This window comes from Hymenobacter sp. HD11105 (genome assembly GCF_054051685.1).
The window spans coordinates 290,470-314,946 of the sequence record NZ_JBSWBR010000002.1 but is presented as its reverse complement, the minus strand read 5'-3'; the positions used below and the strand labels follow the sequence as shown (position 1 = coordinate 314,946).

20 protein-coding genes are annotated in these 24,477 nt (G+C 56.7%); 11 read left to right on the top strand and 9 right to left on the bottom strand.

Translation table 11 applies throughout. The features are described 5' to 3' along the window. The first annotated feature begins 116 nt into the window (after positions 1–116). From ACW9KT_RS07760 to crcB, 3 genes are all read left to right on the top strand, one after another. Positions 117–1,436, top strand: a complete 1,320-nt coding sequence (locus ACW9KT_RS07760) for a MutS-related protein (RefSeq protein WP_457079028.1) — start codon at positions 117–119, stop codon at positions 1,434–1,436. 397 nt (positions 1,437–1,833) lie between these two features. Beyond that, positions 1,834–2,754 (top strand): SdiA-regulated domain-containing protein, encoded by a 921-nt coding sequence (locus tag ACW9KT_RS07755; RefSeq protein WP_457079026.1) that lies wholly within the window; start codon positions 1,834–1,836, stop codon positions 2,752–2,754. Between the two features lie 127 nt (positions 2,755–2,881). Then, entirely contained in the window at positions 2,882–3,256 is a 375-nt protein-coding gene (crcB, locus tag ACW9KT_RS07750) for a fluoride efflux transporter CrcB (protein WP_457079024.1), read from the top strand. A 113-nt stretch (positions 3,257–3,369) separates the two neighbouring features. On the opposite strand, the gene ACW9KT_RS07745 is transcribed toward crcB, so the two are convergent. The 3 genes from ACW9KT_RS07745 to ACW9KT_RS07735 form a co-directional block, all read right to left on the bottom strand. Beyond that, the gene (locus tag ACW9KT_RS07745; protein WP_457079022.1) at positions 3,370–6,765 is read right to left on the bottom strand and encodes a DEAD/DEAH box helicase; all 3,396 of its coding nucleotides are present in this window, start codon (positions 6,763–6,765) and stop codon (positions 3,370–3,372) included. A 92-nt stretch (positions 6,766–6,857) separates the two neighbouring features. After that, positions 6,858–8,459, bottom strand: coding sequence for a protein adenylyltransferase SelO (locus ACW9KT_RS07740; RefSeq protein WP_457079020.1), 1,602 nt, complete (start codon positions 8,457–8,459; stop codon positions 6,858–6,860). Between the two features lie 379 nt (positions 8,460–8,838). Further along, a complete protein-coding gene (locus ACW9KT_RS07735; RefSeq protein WP_457079019.1) occupies positions 8,839–10,653 on the bottom strand; it encodes a M61 family metallopeptidase in 1,815 nt (604 codons plus the stop codon). Between the two features lie 261 nt (positions 10,654–10,914). Here ACW9KT_RS07735 and ACW9KT_RS07730 point away from each other — a divergent pair, with 261 nt between their 5' ends. After that, entirely contained in the window at positions 10,915–11,661 is a 747-nt protein-coding gene (locus tag ACW9KT_RS07730) for a ThuA domain-containing protein (RefSeq protein WP_457079017.1), read from the top strand. Between the two features lie 83 nt (positions 11,662–11,744). After that, positions 11,745–12,746 (top strand): SDR family oxidoreductase, encoded by a 1,002-nt coding sequence (locus tag ACW9KT_RS07725; RefSeq protein ID WP_457079015.1) that lies wholly within the window; start codon positions 11,745–11,747, stop codon positions 12,744–12,746. A 128-nt stretch (positions 12,747–12,874) separates the two neighbouring features. Here the strand turns inward: ACW9KT_RS07725 and ACW9KT_RS07720 are convergent, their stop codons facing one another. Both ACW9KT_RS07720 and ACW9KT_RS07715 read right to left on the bottom strand, forming a co-directional pair. Further along, entirely contained in the window at positions 12,875–13,684 is an 810-nt protein-coding gene (locus ACW9KT_RS07720; protein WP_457079013.1) for a GNAT family N-acetyltransferase, read from the bottom strand. 355 nt (positions 13,685–14,039) lie between these two features. Continuing rightward, on the bottom strand, positions 14,040–14,282 hold the full coding sequence (locus ACW9KT_RS07715; RefSeq protein WP_457079012.1) for a hypothetical protein: 243 nt from the start codon (positions 14,280–14,282) through the stop codon (positions 14,040–14,042). Between the two features lie 281 nt (positions 14,283–14,563). On the opposite strand from ACW9KT_RS07715, the gene ACW9KT_RS07710 reads away from it, so the two are divergent. Both ACW9KT_RS07710 and ACW9KT_RS07705 read left to right on the top strand, forming a co-directional pair. Continuing rightward, entirely contained in the window at positions 14,564–15,520 is a 957-nt protein-coding gene (locus ACW9KT_RS07710; RefSeq protein WP_457079010.1) for a helix-turn-helix transcriptional regulator, read from the top strand. An 87-nt stretch (positions 15,521–15,607) separates the two neighbouring features. Then, positions 15,608–16,135 (top strand): DinB family protein, encoded by a 528-nt coding sequence (locus ACW9KT_RS07705; RefSeq protein ID WP_457079008.1) that lies wholly within the window; start codon positions 15,608–15,610, stop codon positions 16,133–16,135. Between the two features lie 218 nt (positions 16,136–16,353). Here ACW9KT_RS07705 and ACW9KT_RS07700 read toward each other — a convergent pair whose 3' ends face one another. Then, positions 16,354–17,154, bottom strand: coding sequence for an SDR family NAD(P)-dependent oxidoreductase (locus ACW9KT_RS07700; protein ID WP_457079006.1), 801 nt, complete (start codon positions 17,152–17,154; stop codon positions 16,354–16,356). Between the two features lie 81 nt (positions 17,155–17,235). On the opposite strand from ACW9KT_RS07700, the gene ACW9KT_RS07695 reads away from it, so the two are divergent. After that, positions 17,236–17,856, top strand: a complete 621-nt coding sequence (locus ACW9KT_RS07695; protein ID WP_457079004.1) for a GreA/GreB family elongation factor — start codon at positions 17,236–17,238, stop codon at positions 17,854–17,856. 96 nt (positions 17,857–17,952) lie between these two features. Beyond that, on the top strand, positions 17,953–18,210 hold the full coding sequence (locus tag ACW9KT_RS07690; protein WP_457079002.1) for a hypothetical protein: 258 nt from the start codon (positions 17,953–17,955) through the stop codon (positions 18,208–18,210). Between the two features lie 54 nt (positions 18,211–18,264). Here the strand turns inward: ACW9KT_RS07690 and ACW9KT_RS07685 are convergent, their stop codons facing one another. The 3 genes from ACW9KT_RS07685 to ACW9KT_RS07675 all read right to left on the bottom strand — a co-directional run bounded on the left by ACW9KT_RS07685 (position 18,265) and on the right by ACW9KT_RS07675 (position 21,992). Beyond that, positions 18,265–18,969, bottom strand: a complete 705-nt coding sequence (locus ACW9KT_RS07685) for a PD-(D/E)XK nuclease-like domain-containing protein (protein ID WP_457079000.1) — start codon at positions 18,967–18,969, stop codon at positions 18,265–18,267. Positions 18,970–19,118: 149 nt separating this feature from the next. Then, the gene (locus tag ACW9KT_RS07680) at positions 19,119–19,496 is read right to left on the bottom strand and encodes a cupredoxin domain-containing protein (protein WP_457078998.1); all 378 of its coding nucleotides are present in this window, start codon (positions 19,494–19,496) and stop codon (positions 19,119–19,121) included. Between the two features lie 159 nt (positions 19,497–19,655). Beyond that, entirely contained in the window at positions 19,656–21,992 is a 2,337-nt protein-coding gene (locus ACW9KT_RS07675) for a heavy metal translocating P-type ATPase (protein WP_457078996.1), read from the bottom strand. 666 nt (positions 21,993–22,658) lie between these two features. Here ACW9KT_RS07675 and ACW9KT_RS07670 point away from each other — a divergent pair. Both ACW9KT_RS07670 and ACW9KT_RS07665 read left to right on the top strand, forming a co-directional pair. Then, the gene (locus ACW9KT_RS07670; RefSeq protein WP_457078994.1) at positions 22,659–23,168 is read left to right on the top strand and encodes a hypothetical protein; all 510 of its coding nucleotides are present in this window, start codon (positions 22,659–22,661) and stop codon (positions 23,166–23,168) included. A 174-nt stretch (positions 23,169–23,342) separates the two neighbouring features. Then, positions 23,343–24,410, top strand: a complete 1,068-nt coding sequence (locus ACW9KT_RS07665) for a heavy metal-binding domain-containing protein (protein ID WP_457078992.1) — start codon at positions 23,343–23,345, stop codon at positions 24,408–24,410. Positions 24,411–24,477: the final 67 nt, after the last annotated feature.

Below are 24,477 nucleotides of genomic sequence, written 5' to 3'. Positions count from 1 at the left end.
CCTAGGTGTAGAGTATAACAGCCGAGCGCCTACCGAAAATAACCTGAGCGACAGGCTGCAAATCGCACAATATTTTCAGACCACCGGCGTCAAGTAGCTTCACTCCAGCGTCCGCTATGTTACACGTCGAGGATCTACAGATTGAGGCGGAGCTGATGCCGCTGTTCAACTTCACTCACAACGCAGAAGCAGAGGCTGCTTTGCTGCACTTGCTCCAAGAGCTTCCACCCACGGTTGACTTAGTACAGGCAAAGCAAGCCGTTTTCCAAGGCTTTTTAGCCAATTGGGAGGTGCTGGCCGACTTCTCCTACTCCAAGATCCAGTTGCGCGAAGTGCAGCGCTTCCTGGCAGATGTAAGTAGTGGCCGAGTTATCCTGCCTACCAATCAAGCCAAAGCCTCCCTCCAACTGCTATTTTCGGAAGAGGCGCGCTACCAGACCCGCGCCCGCTATGTACAGGTTATTCAATTTCTGCACCGCTTACAGCAGCACTATTTTCACCGCTTAAATCCCCAGGCGTTTCCTAGCAACTACCGCTCTCAGCTTCTACTTATAGGCAGGTTTCTGGAGCGTTTTAGCCTGGAAAGCAACGCGCGAGTAATCGTAGAAGACGCTTTTTCGGTGGCTCGCATGGTACAAGTGGCCCGACAGCTTCAAGCCATTTCAGAAGAGGATTTAACGACGTTCTGGGGGGCTTTTAATCGCTTTGAGGCGTACTGGTCGGCCGCAAAGGGAATGCGCACTCTCGGCTTCACTTTTCCGCAGTTTCGGGAAGAAGGGCTGCAGCTAGATGAATTTTATCACCCCCTGGTGCAGCAGCCAGTCGTCAATACGCTCGTGCTGGCGCCCGCAGAAAACGTGGTGCTGCTGACGGGCCCGAATATGTCGGGTAAATCCACGTTGCTGAAGGCGGTTGGCCTGTGCGTGTACTTCGCTCACGCAGGCATGGGCGTACCAGCAGCCCGATGTGAGCTGCCATTTTTCGAGTCTATTGTGGTAGCTATCAATCTGCGCGACAGTCTGCGTGATGGTTACAGCCACTTTATGGCTGAAATTCAAAACCTCAAAACCGTCTTGCAAGCTGCCCACAGCCAGGGCCGCACGTTCGCAATATTCGACGAGCTTTTTCGGGGCACCAATGTAGACGATGCCCTAGAAATCACCTCCGCAACGCTTAATGGCCTGGTTAATTTTCCGCGCTCCACTTTTCTGCTGTCTACGCATTTGCTGCAGTTAAATAGCCACCTATCTACGAAGGCAACCATCCGCACTTGCTACATTGATTGTGTGCTGCGACAGGGCATTCCTGTTTTCTCGTACCAATTAAAGTCGGGCTGGTCGCAGGTAAAAATAGGCAAGGTCTTGTTTGAGCAAGAAGGCCTGCACAACCTCTTGCAATCCAGGGAACCGATTGTGGAAATCGGAGATGCAGAATAAACGTGGAGCCTAAATCAAGGTGCTCATTATAGTAAATCAACTGTACCGAGCAACTACAGAGCACCAAGCTCTTTTCAGCCGAATAGGACCAGACTTCATCTGAATGATTAGTACTGAGTATAGGTGAGTAAAAAGCCCTCACTACTCAAAAAGCGTCAGCAGCTTCTATTTCGTTACGGATTTTACCCGCTGAAAGCATTGCCAGGTGATATAAAGCGCGACAGAATTGCACCAGGTGTTAACGCCACCAAGTAGCGGCCCGCCATCAGGCATAAATGCCCCCCAAAGCCATTTTGACCGTAGTATGTCGAAGTAGACGCTCATCTACCTCTACACGTACTACCTGGAATATCCTCGGCAGAGCTGTTTTTGCGGCTGCCACTTTTGCTGCTTTATTATGAAAGAAATCTTGTTTTGCGCCGCGCTTATTGCCTTTGGCTGTGACTCTCCTACTGACCAAAATACGGCTGTTACGGCCGACATGAACGCCGCTACTGGTACTACCGAGTCTGCGTCTACCGGCCCGCTCAAGCGCAGTGCCTATAACTTCACTAAGCCTAGCGCTAGCTATACCATGCCGCCCGAGCTGGCCGAAATATCAGGTATCGCCTTTGCTGGCCCCGAACGGCTGGCTGCCATTGAAGACGAAACCGGCATTTTATACTTCTACAACCTGCGCACTGAGCGCGTGGACAGTACGGTAAAGTTTGGCAAAAAGGGTGATTATGAGGACGTAACCCGCATGGGCGACGCCTGGTTGATCATTCGCAGCGACGGCACTTTATTCCGGCGCACTGCCACCGAAACCACCACCCACGCCACCGGCCTAACGACGGCCAACGACCTAGAAGGCCTCACCTACGACGCCGCTTCCCGCACGCTCTTGGTTGCCTGTAAGAACGAAGCCGGCGCCGGCCTCGACAACACCAAGCGCGCCCTCTATCGCCTCGACCTCACCACCTTCAAGGCGGAGTCCAAGCCAGCATACGTACTCGACGTACCCCAAATTCTGGACGCCGACCCTGGGCAGCAAAAGGGTAAGAAAGACCCTAAGGTGAGCCAATTTGCACCCTCAGCCGTAGCCGTACACCCGCAGACGGGCAACATATTCGTGTTGTCGGCGCGGGGCAACGGCCTGGTAGAGTTGAATGCTGCCGGTAAGCTGGTAGCCGTGCAAACGCTCCCCAGCAAGCTCTTTCCTCAGCCCGAAGGTTTGGCTTTTGCGCCTAATGGCGACTTGTACATATCCTCCGAGGCGGGCAAAAAATCGGGACAGGGCCTAATTCATCGGTTTGAATCTACGGGCCCCGTGGAATAAGCAACCTATTGCTGAGTATTAGTAGCTTGCCAGCGGGTCTGTTGCTGGCTAAGAATACTTCTGTACCTGGCCCACCGCGCATAGCCCGGCAGCAACTGAAGCAGCCCGGCTATTCATCCTGTTTTGCATGGACCGTTCCATCTTATTTATTGGCCTGGGGGGCTTTTTGGGGTCCATAAGCCGCTATTGGGTGCAGCAGTACTTTCTGCGCCACGCGCCGATGAGTTTTCCGCTGGGCACGTTTCTGGTCAACGTCGTTGGCTGCTTGCTCATTGGCTTGCTAATGGGCTTCTTCGAGCGGCACACGACTGTGCCGCTGGCTTGGCGCCTGTTCCTGACCACGGGTTTCTGCGGAGGCTTCACCACGTTTTCGACCTTCGCTTACGAGAGTATTACTCTAGCTCGTAGCAGCGAGCTTCTCCTGCTGGCCTGCTACACCGCTGGTAGTTTGCTGGTGGGTATGCTGGCGGCTTTTGTGGGAGTTTGGCTAGTGCGTTTATAAGAACGTCATGCAGAGCACAGCGAAGCATCTCGCGTGCTGACACTAGATTATTAATCCTACTACCGCGAGCGAGATGCTTCGCTTCCGCTCTGCATGACCGCCTTTCTTAAACTCTAACTAAACAGCTCCAGCAGCTCCTGTTTCGTCAGGGATTTCACTAGCGCCGTATCGGTTTTAATCAGCTCATAAGCTAGCTCCCGCTTGGCCTCCTGCAGCTTCATAATTTTCTCCTCAACGGTATCGGGGCAGATGAGGCGGACGGCTACCACTTTTTTGGTTTGGCCGATGCGGTGGCTGCGGTCGATGGCTTGGTTTTCCACGGCGGGATTCCACCAAGGATCCACAAGGTAGACGTAGTCGGCTTCGGTGAGATTCAGGCCGGTGCCGCCGGCTTTCAGGCTGATGAGAAAGACCCGCACAGCGTCATCTTCTTGGAAGGCGGTGACGGCAGCGGCGCGGTTGCGGGTTTGGCCGGTGAGGTACTGGTAGTTGATGTTGCGCTGGTCAAGCTCGCGCCGGATCAGGTTGAGCATGCCCACAAACTGAGAGAAGACCAGGATTTTGTGCTGGGGGGCTTTTGTGCTGATTTCGTCCAGCAGCGCCTCCAGCTTGGCCGAAGCCGAGCCGTAGTACTCCTGCTCGCGCAGTAAGGCTGGCGCATCACAAATCTGGCGCAGCTTGGTGAGTCCCTGCAAAATGTGCAGGCTGCTTTTGCCCATCGTTTCCTCGTGCAGGCCCAGCAGTTTGGCCCGATACTCCTGCTTGCAGACCTCATATACCCGGCGCTGCTCGGCGCCCATTTCGCAATACAGCACCATCTCGGTTTTGTCAGGCAGCTCGGCGGCTACCTGGGCCTTGGTGCGGCGCAGCACGAAGGGGTTAATCTTGCGTTGGAGCGCCCGTGCCCGCTTCACGTCCTTAAACTTGTCGATGGGCGCGGCATACTGATCCTGGAAGTGCTGCCGACTCCCCAGCAAACCGGGGCAGGCAAAGGACAGCTGCCCGTACAAGTCGTAAGTATTGTTTTCGATGGGCGTGCCCGTGATTACCACGCGGTTGCGGGCCTGTAACAAGCAGGCCGCCCGGTAGCGCTGGGAATCCGGGTTTTTGATGGCCTGTGCTTCGTCAAGAAACACGTAATTGAAGCGGTATTCCCGCAGCCACTGAATATCCGACACCACCGTGTTGTAAGTCGTTAGCACGATATCGTGAGAGTCAAAAATGCGCGCATCGAGGTGGCGGTCGGGGCCGTGCAACACGTGTACGCGTAGGGTGGGCGCAAACTTTTCTACCTCGGCTAGCCAGTTGAATACCAGCGAGGTTGGCACCACAACCAGATTCGCGCCTGGGGGGCTTTTTTCGCGCTGCAGCAGAATAAAGGCCAGCACCTGTAAGGTTTTGCCCAAACCCATGTCATCGGCCAAGCAGCCACCGAAGTTACAGGTATCTAAGAAGTTGAGCCAGTTCAGGCCCTGGTACTGGTAGTCGCGGAGGGTAGCGCGCAGATCGGGGGGCAAAGCTACGGGCTTGATACCGGCAAAATCAGCCACGGCGGCTTTGTAGCGGGACAGTTGGGCCTTGGCGTTGGGTAGCAGCGCTTCCGGTTCGTAGAGCTCTTCTAGCGTAGCGAAGCTGATGCTGGGCGTCCGGATATGGTCGGCTATTACCTCGCCCGCCGCGAAGTAGGCGACAAACCGCTCCACCCATTCCTGGGGCAGAATCCCGCGGGTGCCATCGTCGAGCTGCACGTAGCGGCTCTTGTTGCGAATGGCTTTGTGCAGGTTTCGCATGGAGGCTTCCTGCTTGCCAAAGCGCACGCCCAGCTTGGTGTCAAACCAATTATTTTCGCCCGTCACGTGCACAGTTACGTGGGCTTTGTAGGGACTGAAGGTGTTGCTTTTAAGCTGATTGAAACCCAGAATGGTAATGCCTAGATTGCGCCAGTCCTCAAAGGCATTGAGAAACCATTCTTCCAGCAGAAACTGGCTTTTAGGCACGTATAAGCTCTCCTGGCTAAGCTGCTCCTGAAAGTCAGGATAATGACGCAGCAGCGCCGCCAGAAAGCGGTTTTCCGCCTCCGCATCGCGTGCTAGCACAAAGCTCCGACCTAGCTCATCGGTAGCGTACAGCTGCCGCCGCGAAAGAATAGACACTTCCGTAGGACCGTAGCCCATTACGGGCAGCAGTTCCACATGGGCACCCGCATCAGACAGGTACAGCAGTAGCTCCGGCGCCTCGTTGAAGCCACTGTCTGCCAGTTGCTTGGGCGTGGCAGGCCGCATATAGCCGTAGGTGATATGCAGGCGGTTTTCGAGGCTGGCCAGCACGTCGCGCTGAAACTCGCCGAACTTGGCCTGGTGGATAAGCAGGGTGTTATTGCGCCGCTGAAAAAACTCAATCACCCGCCACACGTCGAGGTCATCGAGCAGGTACAAGGCCCCGTGCACCGCCACAAAGTACTCGTACTGAATAGTCAGGCCTTTGAGGTCGAAGGGCTGATCGTGGAGCCAGAGCTTGCCGCTCACCTGGTAATAGTCGCCCTGCTGCTCCACCAGTATGCGCAGATCCAGCTTGGTATGCCGGAGCTTCACCGGCGTAATCGACTGAGCCGTAAGGTTGTCGGAAGTGGCTGTATTGTGAGCGTACACTGGCAAGCCGGCGGGGTTATGTACCACGGCTCGCAAAGCCTCAATGGCGGCGCGGGAGCGAGTGTCTTCGTAGTTGCGCTGAAACCGGGAAACAGCGGTGTAAAACTTCACTTCATCGGGCTGCTCAAGCTGCCAAATTCCATCCAACGGGTTCAGCACGCCCACTGGGTTTTTCACCTTGCCCGTGGCCGTAATGGCCGCTTCGGCCAGGTAGATAGTAAGGTGCCCGTAATACCGATGCCGGCTTAGCACGAGCAGTTGCTGACTGGGGGGCAAATCGGCGGGCGGCCCACTTTTCGCCGGCGATAATTGAGTTATCAATTCTTGCTTCGTGCTCGCCGTAACGGGATACAAATCTGGGCGGCGGGGCGTGGCCACGACGGAGGCCGGGTGTGTATAGGTTAGCTCAAAATGAGCGTCCAGATCGTGGGCTTGCTCTAGGCCATAGTCGCGGGCCAGGGCGCGCAGGTAAGTGTAGCGAGCCTGCTTATCGAAAAAAAGCCGCAGCTCATTTCGCTGTAGAATACTCAGCAGCACCAGCGCCTGATGCTCACACAGGGTAGTTTTGGGAATGACGCAGGCACAAGAAACCAGCAAGTCCGGACCCTGCTGCTCCACCACCACTGGCGGAAATCGCAGCTCATTGGCTACGTTCGTAGCCCTTATAAATATGCCGTGATCCAGCACCAGCGTTTCGGGCTGAATAGATGCTAGCGTACGAGTATCCGCCAGCGGCAGCCCCGCGCTGTGCTGCTCCACGATAGCGCTGGTCAGCTCCGCTACGGATAGGCCCGGCAACACATACTTGTGCGGGTGCGGTCCGGCCGCGGAAAATGAATCTAATTCTTCTGTTCTCAACATGCAATAAGCAGCACAAAGCGTGCTGACGAAAGCCAGCCAGCAAAGGTAGCTTCCATCGGCGCGCTTTGTGTCACTCAAACAATTGCCTTACACTAAGAGCTGCACGAGAGCGTAGCGCAACCGGGTTTGGTGCGAGCCCAATCGGGACGCTTGGCGGCGAGGTCGTCGTGTTCAGGCTGCTCGGCGAAAGGCGTTTTAAGCACTTCCATCAGTCGATTCAGCAAAGACAAATCCCCGGCTGCGGCCGCGTCGATGGCTTGCTGAGCGAGGTAGTTGCGCAGCACGTATTTGGGGTTGGCGCTGAGCATGCTTTCGCGGATACCTTCCGGGTTAGCTTTCTCCTGCTGAAGCCGCTGGGCGTACCGCTGAAGCCACTGAAGCAGCACCTGCTCCCCCTCCGCCGACACGTCGTAGGAAGCAGCGGTGAGGACCTCTCGGAATAGGGTTTCCTGCTTTTCCGGGTCCGCAAATAAGGCCGGAACGGCATGGGAAAGCCCACGAAAAAACAACGTCATGTCTACCTGCGCCTCAGCCAACGCTTCAGGTAGCGCTTCGAGCAAAGCGCGGTCCTCAGTCGAATTTAGCTCAGTAAGACCCAGCTTACGCATCATCATAGCGTGCTGGGTTTCAGCTAGGGTGTTGGTGTAGTGGTCGAGGCTTTCACGGAGAGCTTCCGGCTCTTTTACCAGTGGCACAATGGCCCGCGCTAATTGATATAGGTTCCAAAGCGCAACCTGGGGCTGCTGCCCAAAGGCATAGCGGCGGCTGCTGAAGTCGGTGGTGTTGGGCGTCCAGTCTGGGTCGTAAGGCTCCAGCCAGCCGTAAGGGCCATAATCGATGGTGAGGCCGAGAATGGACATGTTGTCGGTGTTCATCACCCCGTGCACAAAACCCACTGACATCCAGTGCGCTATCATCACGGCGGTGCGGCGGCACACTTCCTCAAACCAGCGCATATACACTTCCGGCGACGGTGCGCCCAGCTCGGGGTAATGATGCTGAATCACGTAATCGGCTAAGGCGCGAAGGTTATCCATTTCGCCGGCCACGGCCATCATTTGGAAGTTGCCGAAGCGAATAAACGTAGGAGCCACCCGCGCCACCACGGCGCCCGGCTCTTCCTGAGGGTTGCCGTTGTAAAACATATCCCGCACCACGGTGTCGCCGGTGCCTACCAGACTGAGCGCGCGCGTGGTGGGCACGCCCAGGTAATGCATGGCTTCAGAGCACAAAAACTCGCGCAACGAAGAGCGCAGCACGGCGCGGCCGTCGGCGCGGCGGGAGTATGGCGTAGGACCGGCCCCTTTCAGCTGGATTTCCCAAGTAGAGCCATCAACGGCCGTTAGCTCACCCAGGGAAATGGCCCGCCCGTCGCCGAGCTGCCCAGCCCAGTGGCCAAACTGATGCCCGCCGTAGCGAGCCGCAAACGGCTTCATGCTGCCCGTAACCAGATTACCAGCCAGCGCATCCACGGCTGGGCCGCGCTCCTCCGGCCGGGCCAAACCTAAAAAGCCCCCCAGATCGTCGGACCAAGCTAGCAAGTGCGGGTCGCGGACGGGCGTGGGCTCGATGCGGGAGTAGTGGTAGCCGGGAACCTGGCGAGGGTTTTTGTTGCGGGACGCTTCCCCGCGCAGCTCCTCCACAAAGGAGTTTTGAAAGGGAGCTTGATCTAGTTGTTGGGTGGATATAGACATAATCTTGAGAATTCAGTGGTGTGAATGGGCGCAGCAGGATGCGCTTTTAGGCCAACGCTTCTTAGCGGTGTTGGTTCCGGTCGAGTAATGATTTTGGTTGTTATAGCGCTTGCGGATGCCTTCCTCCCCCCTTCTCCCAGAAAGATGGGAGCTTGGCATCTAGTTCAATGCAGCTACGTTGGCCTTCGTTTCCGCAACCGTTACCAGCGTTATGAAAAGCAAAAAGCCAACGACCGTGGTCGTTAGCTTTTTGCTTTGTGATTACTCTTCAGTTCTACTACCAGCGCAGTAGCTGTGCTGGAGACGGAGCCGAAAATGCGGTGTAGGCCGGGCGTCAGGCCCCCGTCTTTTTGGGAGAAAGGATCGAGGGATGATGCCTCTATAAATTCTTCATCCACGCCTCACGCAGGGCCAACTGAGTTGGCGTAGCGGCAGGGTTTGGCTCGAAGGCGTAGCTTTTTACTTCGTCCGTAGAGGCGAGGCGCACGCGCAGTGTTTGCTCCTTGCCGTCGCGGCGGATGGTGATGGGCAGCTCTGTATTAGGAGTGCGCTCCCGCACCTTGCTGACGACAGAAGCAAAGTTGCGCCGATCAATGAAAGTGCCGTCCAAGCCCGCAATCTGGTCGCCGGGGCGTACGCCGGCCGCTTGCAGGGGCGCGCTCACGGCGGTGAAGTACACTTCATCGCCACGTACCTGATAGGAAGCCTGGCCGAGAGTAGCTATCTGGCGGCCGGTGCGCAGGCTGCGGTCGTAGCGGATGCCCACTTTAGCGAAGTATTCTTGCAACGGCAGCGGCTCGGCTTTCTGGATATAGCGGGCAAAAAAGTCGCCGATTTCGGGGTAGGTGAGTTGGGTGAAATCCTGGAAGAAGTTCTTTTCGCTGATGGGCTTGTTGGGGCCGTACTGCTTAGCCAGTTCTAGCAGTACTTCGCGCAGGCCGCGCTTGCCGCCGCTTAGCTCTAGCAGGCGCAAATCGAGCAAGGTAGCGGTGAGGGCGCCGCGCTGGTAAATGTTGCCGTACTGCTTCTGGCCTTCGTCGCTGAAGGAGTTGAGGCCCAGCTTGCTCAGGCTGTACGTGGTGTCAGTGCGGGTACGGTCGTAGACAACTTTATCGTGAAGGGTTTCGAGGTAGTCATCCAATGAAATCAGTCCGCCGCGCAGCTGCATGGTGTGGGAAGCCCACTCCGTAACGCCCTCGTAGAGCCACAAATGCTCGGAGCCGGTGGGATTTACGAAGTTGAACTGCTCAATAATCTCAGAGTGAATGTTGAGCGGCGTGACGATGTGGAAGAACTCGTGGGCGGCAATATCGACTACGCTTTGGGCTGTTTCGGGCGTGAGAGGCGTTTCGCGCAGCACATATTCCGAGCTATAGGAATGCTCCCAGGCGCCCGCCGATTTATCGGCAAAATGATAGAGGAAAGCGTAGCGCTTCACCGGCAAATTGCCCCCCAGAAAGGCTTGGGCAGCGTTTAGCATCTTCTGCATGTGGCCTAGCAGCGGCTCGGCCTGCACTTTATCGGTGGCGGAGTAGCAGTATAGGGCAACGTCAGCGTCGCCGAGCTTGGTGTTGGCTTCGGTGAGGCGACCCAGCAAAATGGGCGAATCAACGGCGTGGTCGTAGTCGTCGAGGCGGTAGTAGCCCTGGGCATCGGGGACGAGCACAGTGCCTACTTTCCACTCCTTGGGGTGCTCCAGTTTCAGGCGCAGCGGTTTGCCTTGCATATCCTCGGGGTAGCCCAAGATGGTTTGGCCGTTGAGCAGGGCGTGGTCGGCTTCCAATGACGAGCCGCACATGAGATAGATTGGGTGCTCTTGTACTTCCGTATCCCAAGTTTCGGCGATGGTGTAACGGATTTCGCGGGTTTTCTTGGGGTTGGCCAGCTGCCATTGGTTGGTGGATAGCTGCTTGGCTCCTAGCGACTTTCCTTTGGCATCAAACGCCTCAAACTTGCGCACAAAGCGGCCCATATCCATGACCTGGTAAGTACCGGGTGCGGTGGCCGCAAACTGGTAGATATCCTGCGACTTCTTGAGCTTGGGCAGTTGGAGTTTCACCTGAAACTCGTTGCTGTTGGCCGCCGGATCCATCGTGACGGTGTAGGTGAGCTCTTTGACGGTTTGGGCCTGAAGGGCGGCCGGAGCCGCGGCCAGCAAGGCCGCCAAGGCGGCGGTGCGAAAGAATGAAGGCATGCGTGGGGTGGAATGAGAAAGGAAACGTACGAAGCGAAGGTAGCGAGAAAGCTATTGACGTGTTTTGGCAGCGCTAAGACGCATGCTTCCTAGGCCAGGCATCGAAACACAACCAACAAGACCCGTTGAATGATACAGATAGAAACTCACTCGCTCACCTTAGGCGCATGAGAGCGGTGTGCTGTATCTTTTTACCGAACTGGCGCGTTCAGTTTTACTAGCTCTTCATAGCTAAGCAGAAACGCGTTTATTCTCCTATTCATGCTTCGACTTTTGCTCTTGACAGTTCTCACGTTTGCTAGCCTGTCAGGCTGTTCTTCAAGCAGCAATCCACCGTCGTCCGTAGCGCCTACGCCTGCCATTCTGGTTTTTTATAAAACGGCGGGCTTTTATCACGAGTCGATTCCTGACGGACGAGCCGCTATCCAGAAGCTAGGGCAGGAGAATGGAATAAAAGTAGATACTACAGCCAATGCCGGCGCTTTCACGGCCGACAACTTAAAGCAGTACGACGCGGTAGTTTTTCTGAGCACTACGCAGGAAGTGCTCAACGATGCGCAGCAAGCGGCATTTGAGCAATATATCCGCGCCGGCAATGGCTTCGTGGGCATTCATGCGGCCACCGATACGGAGTATGATTGGCCCTGGTACAACCGACTGGTGGGCGCTTATTTCAGCAGTCATCCGGCCATTCAACCGGCCGTTATTTGGATTACAAATAAGGCCCACAGCTCCACCTCTTTTCTGCCCGATGCCTGGTCGCGCACCGATGAGTGGTATAACTTCCGAAACATTCAGCCCACCATCACTGTGCTGGCTACTCTAGATGAAAGCACCTATACCGGCGGCACCAACGGCGCAAACCATCCCATTGCCTGGTATCACGCTTTCGACGGCGGACGCGCCTTTTACACGGCTGGTGGCCATACCGCCGAAAGCTTCCGGGAACCCTTATTTCTGCGGCACCTTCTGGGGGGCATTCAGTACGCTATCGGGCAGCAGCAGTAGGTGGCACGGGCGCGAAGCTGCACTATAACTCCACCCGTGAGTGTCCGTTAAAATTTGATGTCTTCCCTCCTATTTCTATAGCTATGAATAAGCGCAACTTACGCGGCACTACGGTAGTCATTACGGGCGCCAGCAGCGGTATTGGCCGCGCTACGGCCCTCGCCTTCGCCCGCCACGGCGCCATCCTGGTACTAGCCGCGCGCCGGGCCGATGTGCTGGCTGAAGTAGCCGCCGAGTGTGAGCGTCTGGGTGGGGCCGCCCTGCCCGTGCCTACCGACGTAACTGATGCTCAAGCCGTAGCGAGTTTGGCAGAAGCCGCTGCCGCCTTCGGGGGGCAAATTGAGGTTTGGATCAACAACGTGGGTACGGGCGCAGTCGGTGAGTTCAACAAAACTCCGCTGGCCGCTCACGAGCAAGTGCTGCGCGTGAATTTGCTAGGCAATCTGTACGGGGCATATGCGGTGCTGCCTTACTTTAAACGTCAGAAAAAGGGCATTCTCATCTTCATGAATTCCTTGGGAGGTTGGGTGCCCATGCCCTACACGGTGGCCTACAGCACCAGCAAGTTCGGGCTGCGCGGTATGGCCGATGCCCTGCGCACGGAGCTGCTCGACTCGCCTGATATTCACGTGTGTAGCGTGTATCCGGGGTTTGTGGATACACCTGGCTTTCAGCACGGCGCCAATTATTCAGGGAAGGTAGTGAAGCCCGTGCCGCCCATATTTGCCCCCCAGCAGGTGGCCGATACGCTGGTAGCCCTGGCCCAACGCCCGCGCGCCAATGTGATGGTAGGCTGGTCGGGCAGGGCCCTGCGGCTGTTCCGGGCAGTGGCACCGGGCGTTACGCAATGGTCGATGCTGCGCTTTTTCAAGATTGCCCAGGGCCGCGCCAACCCAGCACCCATTAGCGAGGGCAGCATATTTGCCCCCCAGCCCGCCCCGCACGGCACCGATATTTCCGGCGGCCACAAAAGCTACGCGGAATCCGCTAGCAACGGCGCTTGGCTGAGTGCGGCATTAGTGGCGGGCGTAGCGGCGGGCGTGTACGCGTGGTGGCAGCGTAGTTCAGCTGGTGCTAAAGAATAGGCAGATACAGTGCAGGCCATTTAGGCGGGCCTCATGCGGCGGTACTATACGGTAGCTGAACTGCTGGCGGTTGCTTGACCGTTTCGCACACTGGTACCTGTGTTAATGATCAGCAAACCGGCTGGCTGCTACTTCAACTGCCATTTAATGCGTGTGTACGCAATGCGAAACCCGCGTTTTTCGGCGTTGCGCTGCGATTGGCTGCCTGGCTCTGCTCCCATCATTGCCATGGTGCAGCCCTGCTCAGCCGCATACTGTAAGCGCGCTTGTAATAAAGCTTGCTGGGCTCCTTGCCGGCGGCCTTCGGGCACAGTACTGGCGCCCGCCAGCAAGGCCACGCCATCATGAACAAACAAGCTGCCGGTCGCAATTGGCTGCCCGTCGAGTTCGGCGAGAAAGGATACGCCCCCTCGACTTTGAGCGCTGATCTGCCCAAATTCAAACATGAAATCCGACAGGTCCGGATGTTCGCTGCTCCAGCCGCGGGCAGACGTGCGGGCCCATAGTTTTTCTTCGCCTGCTTCTATGGGCCTGGTTTTCAGCGGCCCATTCGCCAAGCTGCTCTCGCTGCCAAGTGCGAGGGGCTGGCACATAACGCTCGTAAACTCTATCGGCTGGTACCCGCGCCCGGTGAGCAACGGCAGCAGCGCAGAGCCTGCGAGGGGGCTGACTTCGTAGTAAACAGGTGCTTGGCGTTCTTTAAAAAAGGCCTCCAGCGTATCCAAATCAGCCGCTGTGACTTCGGCGAACAATCCTAGGCCAAACGTTTGGGTTATAAACGATTCTTGGCCGTCGAACATGGCGTAGGCACCCGACACTTCTATCCACTGCGCCTGGCTTTCGGGAAATAAGCGGGCCCGCGCTTCTACCAGTTGGGCATTGGCGCTAGCTTCGGCGCGCTCTAGTCGTTGGGCCAGAGATAGATCAGAAAAAAGCATAGCTAATGGTTCACTTGGCTATAAATGTCCGTTCATGTAGTAGGTTAGTCTAGCCGCACTATTCAGATCAATAAAGCAGCTACTCATCGGCGTTAGCAAACAGAACTGCCACACGCAGAACCTGGCGCTCATAGTTCAAAGGGAAGCTGTGCCAGATCTTGCTATCAGGAGTGAGTGCCAAAAATGGCAATAATATATCAGGCAGCAAAAGAACGGCAGCTACCTGACGCTCAGCCTGAAGACTAGGCCAAGGTTATCAGTCGGGTTCGCTCAACTAAGCGCCTTATTCATGTCCTTATAGCTTTCTGCAAGACGCAAGCCTTAGCCGCTTGGGCCTGAAAGCCTAACTGCGAGACTAATCTGGCAGCACCGCAATCTGCACGCCGAAGCCGCGCACCAGCGCCGCGACTTGCGCCCACAAGGCGGGCTCGCCATACGGGCTTTGCACCCGTAGCACCCGGTCGCAATCATCTAAGTCGAAGGTGGCCTTGAGGCTAGTGAACTGCATTTGGAGCGCCCGAATGATAGTGGTAGCCAGCAACGGAGAGCTCACGTTGGTTTGGAAAACCTCTACTGCCGGCAGCGGACAAGGAGCCACAAAGAGCTGGCGAACGGAGCATGCTAACATTTTTTGCATTGACGTGACCTTGACAGTGAAAAAATCGATTTACAGGGCAGTAACCCTCTGTTTTTGTGCTGTAAAGAACGCCGCGGCTGGTGACAACCCTATGTCAGCAGGAGGCAGAATATTTACCTTTTTCTCTTCTTTTAACTAAAATTTTTAGTTCTTGTCAACGCTTTCATAACCGGCTGGTTTCTTTGAGCCCAACTGCCGGAGCACGAGGAAATTTCCTGGGCGGCCGCTTTACTTTTCGCGCTATGAACCGTTTTGACCGCATCACTGCCATTCTTATTCAGCTGCAAGCCAAGCGTAGCGTGAAGGGCCAAGACCTGGCCGAGCGGTTTGGCGTGAGCCTGCGCACGGTGTACCGCGACCTGCGCACCCTGGAAGAAGCTGGCGTGCCGTTATGTGGGGAAGCGGGCGTGGGCTATTGCCTGGCCGATGGTTACCGCCTGCCCCCGGTGATGTTTAGTCGGGAAGAAGCGACGGCCCTCATTACGGCCGAAAAACTGGTGTCTCAGCTCACCGACGCCTACACGGCCCAACTAAGCAGCGCGGCCATGGATAAGCTGCGCGCCGTGCTGCGCCGCCCCGACCGCGACTTTCTGGAGGCGCTTAGCCCCCGCATTACGGTGCTCCGGCCCCGCGCGGCGCGGACACCGATTTTGCCCCCCACAAGTAATACCCACCAGCTGCTGCTCACTAGTATTGCCCAGCAGCAAGTTGTACAGCTCGACTATCGGGCGGGGTATGATGGAGCCTCTACCCAGCGCGATGTGGAGCCGATTGGGGTGTACTATGGCCAACACTGGCACGTGGTAGCGTTCTGTCGGCTGCGCCAGGAGTTTCGCGACTTTCGCCTCGACCGCATTGCCGGTCTGCACCTGCGCGACGAGCATTTTGCCCCCCGGCCCGACACGTTGCAGTCGTACTGGAAGCAGCGGGCGGAGCGGTGGCAGGCGCACGCGGTAACGGTGCAATTTGCCCCCCAGGTGTTGGCGCACGTGGAGGAAAGTAAGCACAGCTTCGGCTGGACCCACGAGCAGCAGCTGCCCACTGGCTGGCGGGAAATGACTTTTCTGGTGGGTTACCTGGAGCACATGGCCCGGTGGCTGCTTATGTTCACGAACTGCGTAACGGTGGTATCGCCGCCGGAGCTGAAGCAGCGGATGCGGGAGCTGGCAGAGGAGGCGCACCACCATTTTTGCAAATAATTTTCAGTTGGCTTCTTTGCTACTGACACAGGGCTGTCAGTGGGCGCCATTAGGTTTGGGGTATCGTTCATTTAACCTCATTCAGCTATGCTAACTGCCACTGCCACCCCCACGCCCCTGGCCCAAACGCTGGTGTCCGAACTCGACCACGAATTAATGTTAACGCGCCGCGTGCTCGAACGCTTGCCTGAAGAGCACTTTGGTTGGCAGCCGCACGCCAAATCCATGACATTGATTCAGTTGGCCTCACACACGGCGAATATACTGGCCTGGGTAGCACCCACCTTCGACACCCCCGAATACGACATGGCCAGCGAAGCCGACGAGGAAGATGCACCGGCCACCAGTCGCGCCGCGCTGCTTGAACGCCTGGAAGCCAACGGCGCCTCCGCCCGCGCGGCCCTAGCTAATGCCGACGCCGAAGACTTCGACTATGTTTGGACCTTCCGCAACGGTGAGCAAGTCCTGTTCAGCCAGCCCCGCGCTGAGGTTGTCCGGACGTACTTCCTGAGTCATTTAATTCATCACCGCGGCCAGCTTAGCGTGTATCTGCGCCTGCTGGATATTCCCGTGCCTTCGATTTATGGGCCTTCGGCTGACGAACCGAGCCGTTAGATTTCTTTGATTTAGTTATTGAAAAGCCCCCCAGCTACAACATGGTAACTGGGGGGCTTTTCTTGCTGAGGTTTATCAAACCAGGCGGTCATGCAGAGGCGGAGCCGAAGCATCTCGCGTATTTATTAAGGTTACTAATCAGGCGTCAGCACGCGAGATGCTTCGGCTCCGCCTCTGCTGACGGTCTTACATATTTTGCGAAGGCTTGACTGCCTGCTCTACTTATCTGCGTCTACCGGCTTGCCCTGCTGGAGCATGTTCATAGCCACCATATTGTCGGGCATGATGTGGCTGGTGGCTACCATTACTTTGTTTTTGAAGCCCGACACGATTTTGTCTTTGCCGGCCATGAGGGCTTCGTAGCCATCCTTGGCCACGTCGGCGGGGTCGGCTTTGCTGCCTTCCTTCACCAGCTTCGACTCGGTCATCTCGGCTTTATTGAAGAAGTCGGTGTCGGTGACGCCGGGCAGCAGGGCGGTGATGGTGATGTTGCGGTCGTGGTTTTCGGCGCGGATAGCTTCGGTGAAGGACGTGACGAAGGCTTTGGTGCCGTGGTACACCGCTTGCAACGGACCGGGTAGCTCGCCACCGATGCTGGACACCATCAGGATTTTACCCTCGTTGCGCGCCACCATGTCTTGCAGGAAGCACTTGGTGAGCGTTACGTAGGCGCCAATATTGAGCTGAATAATGTCCAGTTCACGGTTGATGTCGGTGTCAACAAACTCGCCGTACTGGCCCTGGCCGGCATTATTAACAAGCACCGTTACCTGAAGGCCCCGGCGTTTTACCTCCTCATACACTTCAAAAGGTGCCTCGGGCCGGAACAGGTCTTTGGCCATGAAGCAGACGTCGATGCCGTATTTCTGGCTGAATTTGGTGGCCATGCGGTCGAGCTCGTCGCGGTGGCGAGCCACGATTACTAGGTTGTAGCCGTCTTTAGCGAAGAGTTTGGCTAGCTCGTAGCCGATGCCGCTGGTAGCGCCCGTGATCAGGGCGAAGTTTTTCTGAGTTGTCATAATAGTTGAGATAGGATAGTGTTGTCTAAGAAATTACGACGTGTAGCAGGGTTAGTTTAAAGATTTAGCTAATGCTGAGCTGTGGCTATCGCCGCATTGCTGAGCTATCTGGCCTTCATTTTTGCCCCCCAGACTCCCATTCGCAACTCCCGTTTCGGCCCTGCGTTAGCAAGCAGCATGAGTCGAGCATTTACCAAGGAAGACGACGCCCAACAGCCGCCCATTATTCCGCCCCGGGCCGCCCTGCCCGCGGGCACACCCAACTACGTGACGCCCCACGGCCTGGAATTGCTGCGCGCCGAGCTAATAGAGCTGGAAGCCGAGCGCGCCCAAGCCGAAGCCAACCGCGACAACGACGCCGACCGCACCCGCCTGCTCAGCCTCTTCAATGGCCGCCTCAGCGACCTGACCGGCCGTATTGCCAGCGCCAAAGTGGTAGACCCGCGTCAGCAGCCCACCGATGAAGTTCGCTTTGGCGCTACCGTTACCTTACGCACGGTTAGCGGCGGCAAGCCCGGCCAGGTGCGAAAGTTTACGCTGGTCGGCGTAGATGAGGCGTCGGTGGCGGAGGGGAAAGTGGCGTTTGTGGCGCCTATTGCCAAAGCTGTGCAGGGGGCAAAATTGGGGCAGAAAGTCACACTGCGGCTCGGGCCTAAGGAAGAAGTGGTGGAGGTGACGGCCATTTCATACGAATCTGCTTAACCTGAGAGGCGCACTCGTGAAGCTCAGCGTAACGCGCCGCCGCTAAATGCAGTAAGCCTAGCAGGTATTCTTTCACTCGTTTTTCTAAGCGCACTCATGGCTTCCCCAACCCCCAACGTTAACCCCACTCAGCTGGTCCGCTACGTGCTGCAAATAGACGACATGACGGACACCGAAAGCATCGGGCGAGTGCGCCAACAGCTCACCGAGATGAAGCTCCTCGTGGACCGCATCGAGCCCGGCGAGGTGGAAGTAGCTGTTACCCACCCCGAGCCGCCCAGCTCCGACAAGATTCGGGAGGCCATAGAAGGACTTGGATTTAAGGTGCAGAATATTAGCGCCCAGACAGGCTGATTTACTCTCAGCCAATCAAGACTAAAATGCCGGGAGGCAAGCCACGTCGCGTAATTATTCGCCGTTTAGTCCTTCGGTAATTTCTCGCACCGCTTCCGACAAGTATGCGGGCACTTCTGCCTTAGGCTTCAATAAGTTTAACAGGCGCAAGTACTTGGCACGACCCTCCCCTAGCATTGTGCGCGTTACTTCTACGGTAAACAGGTTGAAAGGCTCAACTTTTTGCACGCCCACCAGTAGGAAACGGTCGGCGTGGAGGGCGTCGAGATAGAAGGCAGCTTGGCGGTCGTAGTCGTAGCCGGAACACTGCCACAGGAAGTGGTCGTAGTCGCGGGCGTTGGTGGTTTTGAAGTCGATAATGGTGTAGCCGCGGTCGGTTTCGGGCACCACCAGGTCGGCGCGGAGCTTACAGACAGTATCAGTAGTAGGCTCGGTGAAAATGCAGCTTGGCTCGGGCACCCCAGTAGCCAACAGCTGCTTCAATTCGGGGTTGAGCTGCACGCCTTCCACCATCCACCACACTAGCGTGTCGTTGATGCCGGGCAGGCCAGGCTCATACAAAGAGGGTTCCAGTAAGGCCGTATGAAACGCCGTTCCCAATCCTAGAGCGCCCGACATGGAAGCTGGCTTCTGGTAGCGACCGTTCAGGGCATCGCGCAAACGAGACAAATCGGAGTTGGCGATGGCCGGCAGCGCGCGGTATTCATCGTAAGGCAAGCGCAGCAAATCGGGGCGGCGGAAGGGGTCGGGTTGGGTCATAGCGTTGTAACAGTAGCATACGCAGGATAGCTCCAGCGTAGTTACCTATTTCTGGGGTCTAAGTTCGAAAAAAAGCCCCCCAGTCGCGCAAATTACGTCCAATGAAATCAGCCGCTAGCGTCACCCAAGCCGGCTCAACCCATAAGCGGTTATTTAACAATGATTTGCCCGCGCAGCATGTGCATACCGCACGTAAACTCAAAACTGCCAGCTTGCCGGGGCAGCAGCTCCACGGCCGTCGTTTGAAAGGGCGCCAACTCGCGCCGAATCTGAAAGTCGGGCAGCAAGAGTTCCTCGGAGCAGCTGTTGTCTTCGTCGCGGTAGAAGTTGAGTTGCACGGGCTTGCCTTTCTCCACCTCAATGACATTGGGCGAGTAGCCGCCCTTTACCATGATATCAATCTGCTGCACCCCGGCGCTCGTCGATACGGCCGCGGCTACCTGATGCGGCGCCAAAAAGAAAAACCATGCGACGAAGCCGATTAAAGCCAGCCCGCCGAGTAGAACGATGATTTCGATGGAGTCCATAGGCCTAAAAAGTAATGAGCTTGCATGTTCTAAATTAAACTGTCATGCAGAGCGGCAGCGAAGCATCTCGCGTGCTGACGCTGGATTAGTAATTTAACGGCGCGAGCGAGATGCTTCGCTGCCGCTCTGCATGACGGTCTTGATAAAAAAAGCCCCTAGCTACACCTGCGCGGCGCGCAGGCGCAACGAGTTCGTGAGCACCGATACCGAACTGAGCGCCATGGCGCCCGCAGCCAGCATGGGGGAGAGCAGCCAGCCGGTGAAAGGATACAGCAGGCCAGCAGCAATCGGGATGCCTAACGTATTGTAAATGAAGGCAAAGAACAGGTTCTGGCGGATGGTGCGCATGGTGAGGCGCGAGAGGCGTAGGGCCGTGACTACACCCGTAAGGTCGGAGCGCATGAGAGTGATGCCGGCTGCTTCCATGGCTACATCGGTGCCGCCGCCCATGGCTAAGCCTAGATCGGCCTGAGCCAGCGCGGGCGCGTCGTTGATGCCGTCGCCGACCATGGCTACCGTGCGACCTTCGGCTTGCAGCTCTTTTACTTTACTTGCTTTCTCCTGAGGCAGCACTTCGGCGAAGAAGCGTGTGATGCCGACTTGGGCGGCTACTTTGGCGGCAGTTTGTTGGTTGTCGCCGGTCATCATTACTACTTCCAGTCCTTGTCGCTGCAACTCCCGCACGGCCGCCGCCGACGTGTCGCGGATGGTATCAGCTACACCCAATAAGGCGACAAATTGCCCCCCAATGGCTGCATACAATATTGTTTTGGCCTCGCCAAGTAGTTGTTCTGCGGCCTGGGTTTGCTCGGGGGTAAGTGCGATGTCATGCTCCTCCAGCAAGCGACGATTACCAATCAGCACCCGCTGGCCTTGCACAGTGGCCGCCGCCCCACGCCCTTCGTAGGCTTGGAAGTCAGTGGTCGGCAACTGGGGGGCATTTTGCGCATCTGCGTAGCGCACAACGGCCTCAGCCAACGGATGCTCCGACTGGCGCTCCAACGCCGCCAGAACGGCTAGAACTGAATCTTGGCTCAAGTTAGGGGGCAAGCCTAAGGCAATAAAATCGGTCACAGCAGGCTCGCCGCGGGTGATGGTGCCGGTTTTGTCGAGCAGCACGGTATTTACCTGATACGCCTTTTCCAATGCCTCCGCGTTGCGGATGAGCACGCCGTGCTCGGCGCCTTTTCCTGTGCCAACCATGATTGCAGTAGGCGTGGCCAAGCCTAGCGCACAAGGGCAGGCAATGATGAGCACGGCCACAAAGTTGACCAGTGCCAGCGGCAAACGAGTAGCTTCGGGCGCTGCCAAAAACCAAATGACGAAGGTGGCAATGGCAATCATTACCACCACGGGCACGAACACCGCGCTGACCTTATCAGCCAGGCGCTGAATGGGCGCGCGGCTGCCCTGGGCCTCTTCCACCAGCTTCACAATCTGCGCCAGCATGGTTTCCTGACCTACTTTGGTAACCCGGAAGCGGAAGGAGCCAGTTTTGTTGAGCGTCGCCCCAAACACCAGGTCGCCCTCCTTTTTCTCTACCGGCAGGCTTTCACCCGTCAGCATAGCCTCGTCGAGGGCTGAGCGGCCTTCCGTGATGATGCCGTCGGTGGCTACTTTCTCGCCGGGCCGCACGATGACGATATCCTGAAGCCGAACTTCCTCCACCGGAATATCTACTTCTTGACCGTGGCGCACCACGCGGGCAGTTTTGGCCTGCAAATCCATCAGGGCCCGAATAGCCGCCGAGGTGCGCTGCTTGGCCCGGCTTTCCAGCACTTTACCTAGCAGAATAAGGGCAATGATGGTGGCGGTGGTGTCATAATAAACCTCCGGCATGAGGCCTTGACGCATAAACCAGCCGGGCACCAATGTAGCGGCAAGACTGTACAAAAAAGCCGCCCCCGTACCCACGGCAATGAGCGTATCCATGCTGGCGGTGCGGTGGCGCAGGCCGTTCCAGGCCGACACATAAAATTCCCGGCCGCTATAAAACAGGACGGGCAGCGTAAGCAGCAGTTGCACATAGTTGAGCACCGGCATCGACACGCGCTGCATCAAAGCCGGCCACAGCATAATCATGGACAGCGGCATGATGATGGCCGCCAGCGCCACGGCCACCCAAAAGCGGCGCAGCAGCTTGCGGTAGGCGGCGGCCTTGCGTTGGGCTAGCTCCTCGTCAGACCCAAGCTTACCAGCGGCCACGGGCGCCACCGGCTCGTGCACGACATAACCTGCCTGCTCCACGGCCACCCGCAAACCAGCTCGGTCTATCTGAGTGGGCAAATATTCAATGGTGGCCTTCTCGCTGGCCAGATTAACGGTAGCGCGCTGCACGCCGGGCGTACGGCTAAGAGCCCGCTCCACAAAGTTGGAGCAGGAAGCACAGGTCATGCCCTCAATGTTGAGCGTCGTGGTTTCGGTGTCGGCGCTGGGGGGCAAATTCGCCGGCTCGCCAGGAGTTGGCGCTTGCGGAGTATATGGCGCAGTATTCATAAAATTGAAGATTTGCATATAGAACAACTAGTAGGACTTAAAACGTCCAAACTGCTATTCAAATAAACTATCGGGTGGCCTGGATGGATGTGCGCAATTCGCACTAAGACTTACAGAATCATGGCCCCTCGCAGCGAAGCTTCTGAAAGCGGGTAGTAAATGATGATGGTCAAGACTAGAGCTAGAAACTAGTTTCCCTCCTCCGCTGAGGAGGGGCTAGGGGTGGTTGACCGGAGCGTTATTTGGTTGTTTATGTAGACCGTCATGCAGAGCAGAGCGAAGCATCTCGACCGCTTCGTTGGGGTTAGTGTTGCAACATCAGCACGCGAGATGCTTCGCTCTGCTCAGCATGACATACGCGAGTGATTCAACGATTGCCAACCACCCCTAACCCCTCCTCAGCTGAGGAGGGGAACTAACTTTCCTAGCCTTTCTAGCTCTAACCTTTAACCCTAGTTTGATAGTCCCCTGAAGGCGTATATAATTAAGCTTATGAATTATACAACTATGGCTTAAGCCTGCTTCTGCCTCAATGCAAAAGCATCGGCAGCCGCTCTAGACGCCCTCTATGCACCGTGTGAGGCACTTATTATTCCAAGACAACCAATCAATGTTGGTTTGCTTGGCAATGAACAACTGACGTAAGTTTGTCGTTAGTATTCCGCTATGTATACACTCCCTGCCCACATTCGTCGCCGAGTGGCTGCCAGCTTGCTGGGGGCCTTTTTGAGCGTGTTCGTGGTGCAGTTTCTGTGCTTGTGCTTTGGGGTACAGGCCCGTAGCCTTTCGCCGATTAACGCAGTAACTGCGACCATTGAGTCGCATAGCCATGCAGCCGATGTGCCGGCTCACGCCCACGCTTCGGCCCACCAGCATGAGCACAAGGCCGCAAAGCACCAGCATAGCCACGATTCGGCCACTGACCATAAGCAGGAGAAAAGCGACGAGTGCTGCCGCGACAAAACCTCAGCGTTTTTCGCGTCGCTCACGCACCCACCGAAGCATAGCCTCGATAAGTCCATGCCGCTGTATCTGGCTTTGCCGCCGGCCAGCAGCTTCACCTTAGCCCACTTTCAGGCTTGGGACCGCACTCAGCCTGTGCTACTGGTGCCACCGGCTCATCTTAAGCCCAAGATTCCGGATATCCGGGTATTTATTGGTTCTCTAACAATTTAAGGCTCCGCGTCTGCAAAGGTCCGCGCTGCCCCGGCTTAGCCGTGGGCTGGCGCGGACCTTTTTGCGTGCCTTTCCGGCTTTTTGCCCCGCCTAATACCAGCATCTCAGTTTCTCCTATTTCAACATCAAATTGCCCCTTAGGGCGCTCTTCTTCGCTTTACTAACCTTTTTTTTATGAAACACTTATTGCCCGTAGGTCTGCTCTTAGCCGGTCTCTCCTTTTCCGCCACTAGCTGCTCCGACAACTCCTCCACTACGACCCAAACAGCCACCGATGGCCACGACCACGAGCATGGCACGGAGGCCAGCGCCGCTCATGCAGGTGAGCATATCTACACTTGCCCCATGCACCCGGAAGTGGTGAGCAACGAGCCCGGTAAATGCCCCAAGTGCGGAATGAACCTCGAGCACACCGACGGCGCCAACAACGACGGGAAAACCTACCGTATGGTCTTTTCCTCTCAGCCCGCTCAGTTAGCAGCAGGCAAGCCGGTTACCTTATCGTTTCTGCCTCAGATAGAAGGCCAGGAAAAGTCGCCGGTGCCCTTAGCCGTAGTGCACGAAAAGAAAATGCACCTCATTATTGTGAGCAAAGACCTATCGGAGTTCTTCCACGAGCACCCCGAGTTTACGGCCGAAGGCCAGTACAATGTGCCTTTCACCTTCAAAACCGGCGGTGAATATGTGCTCTATCAAGATTATCAGCCCGAAGGCGGCGCCCACCAGCTAGGCCGCCAAGTAGTAACCGTGGCCGGCACCCCCAAAGCCCCCGTTCAGTTTTCTAAGGACCAAATGCGCTGGCAGAAAGGCGGCTACGAAGCTGTATTGTCGTTTGATAAGCCGGTGCAGGTAGGTCAGCCACTGGCCTTACAAGTAAATGTGAGCCGCAACGGTCAGCCCGTCACTAACCTCGACAACTACCTCGGTGCCCTGGGTCACATGGTCGTTATCAGCCAAGATACTGAGAAGTATCTGCACGTGCACCCCGGCGACGCGGGCACCAGCCGCGGCCCCAGCATCGGTTTCCAGACGGGCTTTGAGCAGGCCGGCTTGTACCGCGTGTTCCTCCAGTTCAATCATGGGGGGCAAATTCACACCGCCGACTTCACCGTGAACGTAGCTCCAGCTGCTGGTGCCACAGCTGCCGCCACCTACGAGTGCCCCATGCAATGCGAGGGCAGCGCCAGCACCAAGCCCGGCAAATGCCCCGTCTGCAACATGGATTTGGTAAAGAAGAGCTAAGCCGTCAGGCGGTCATGCAGAGCAAAGCGAAGCATGATAAACGAGTTAAGTAAAATTCAGAAACAGG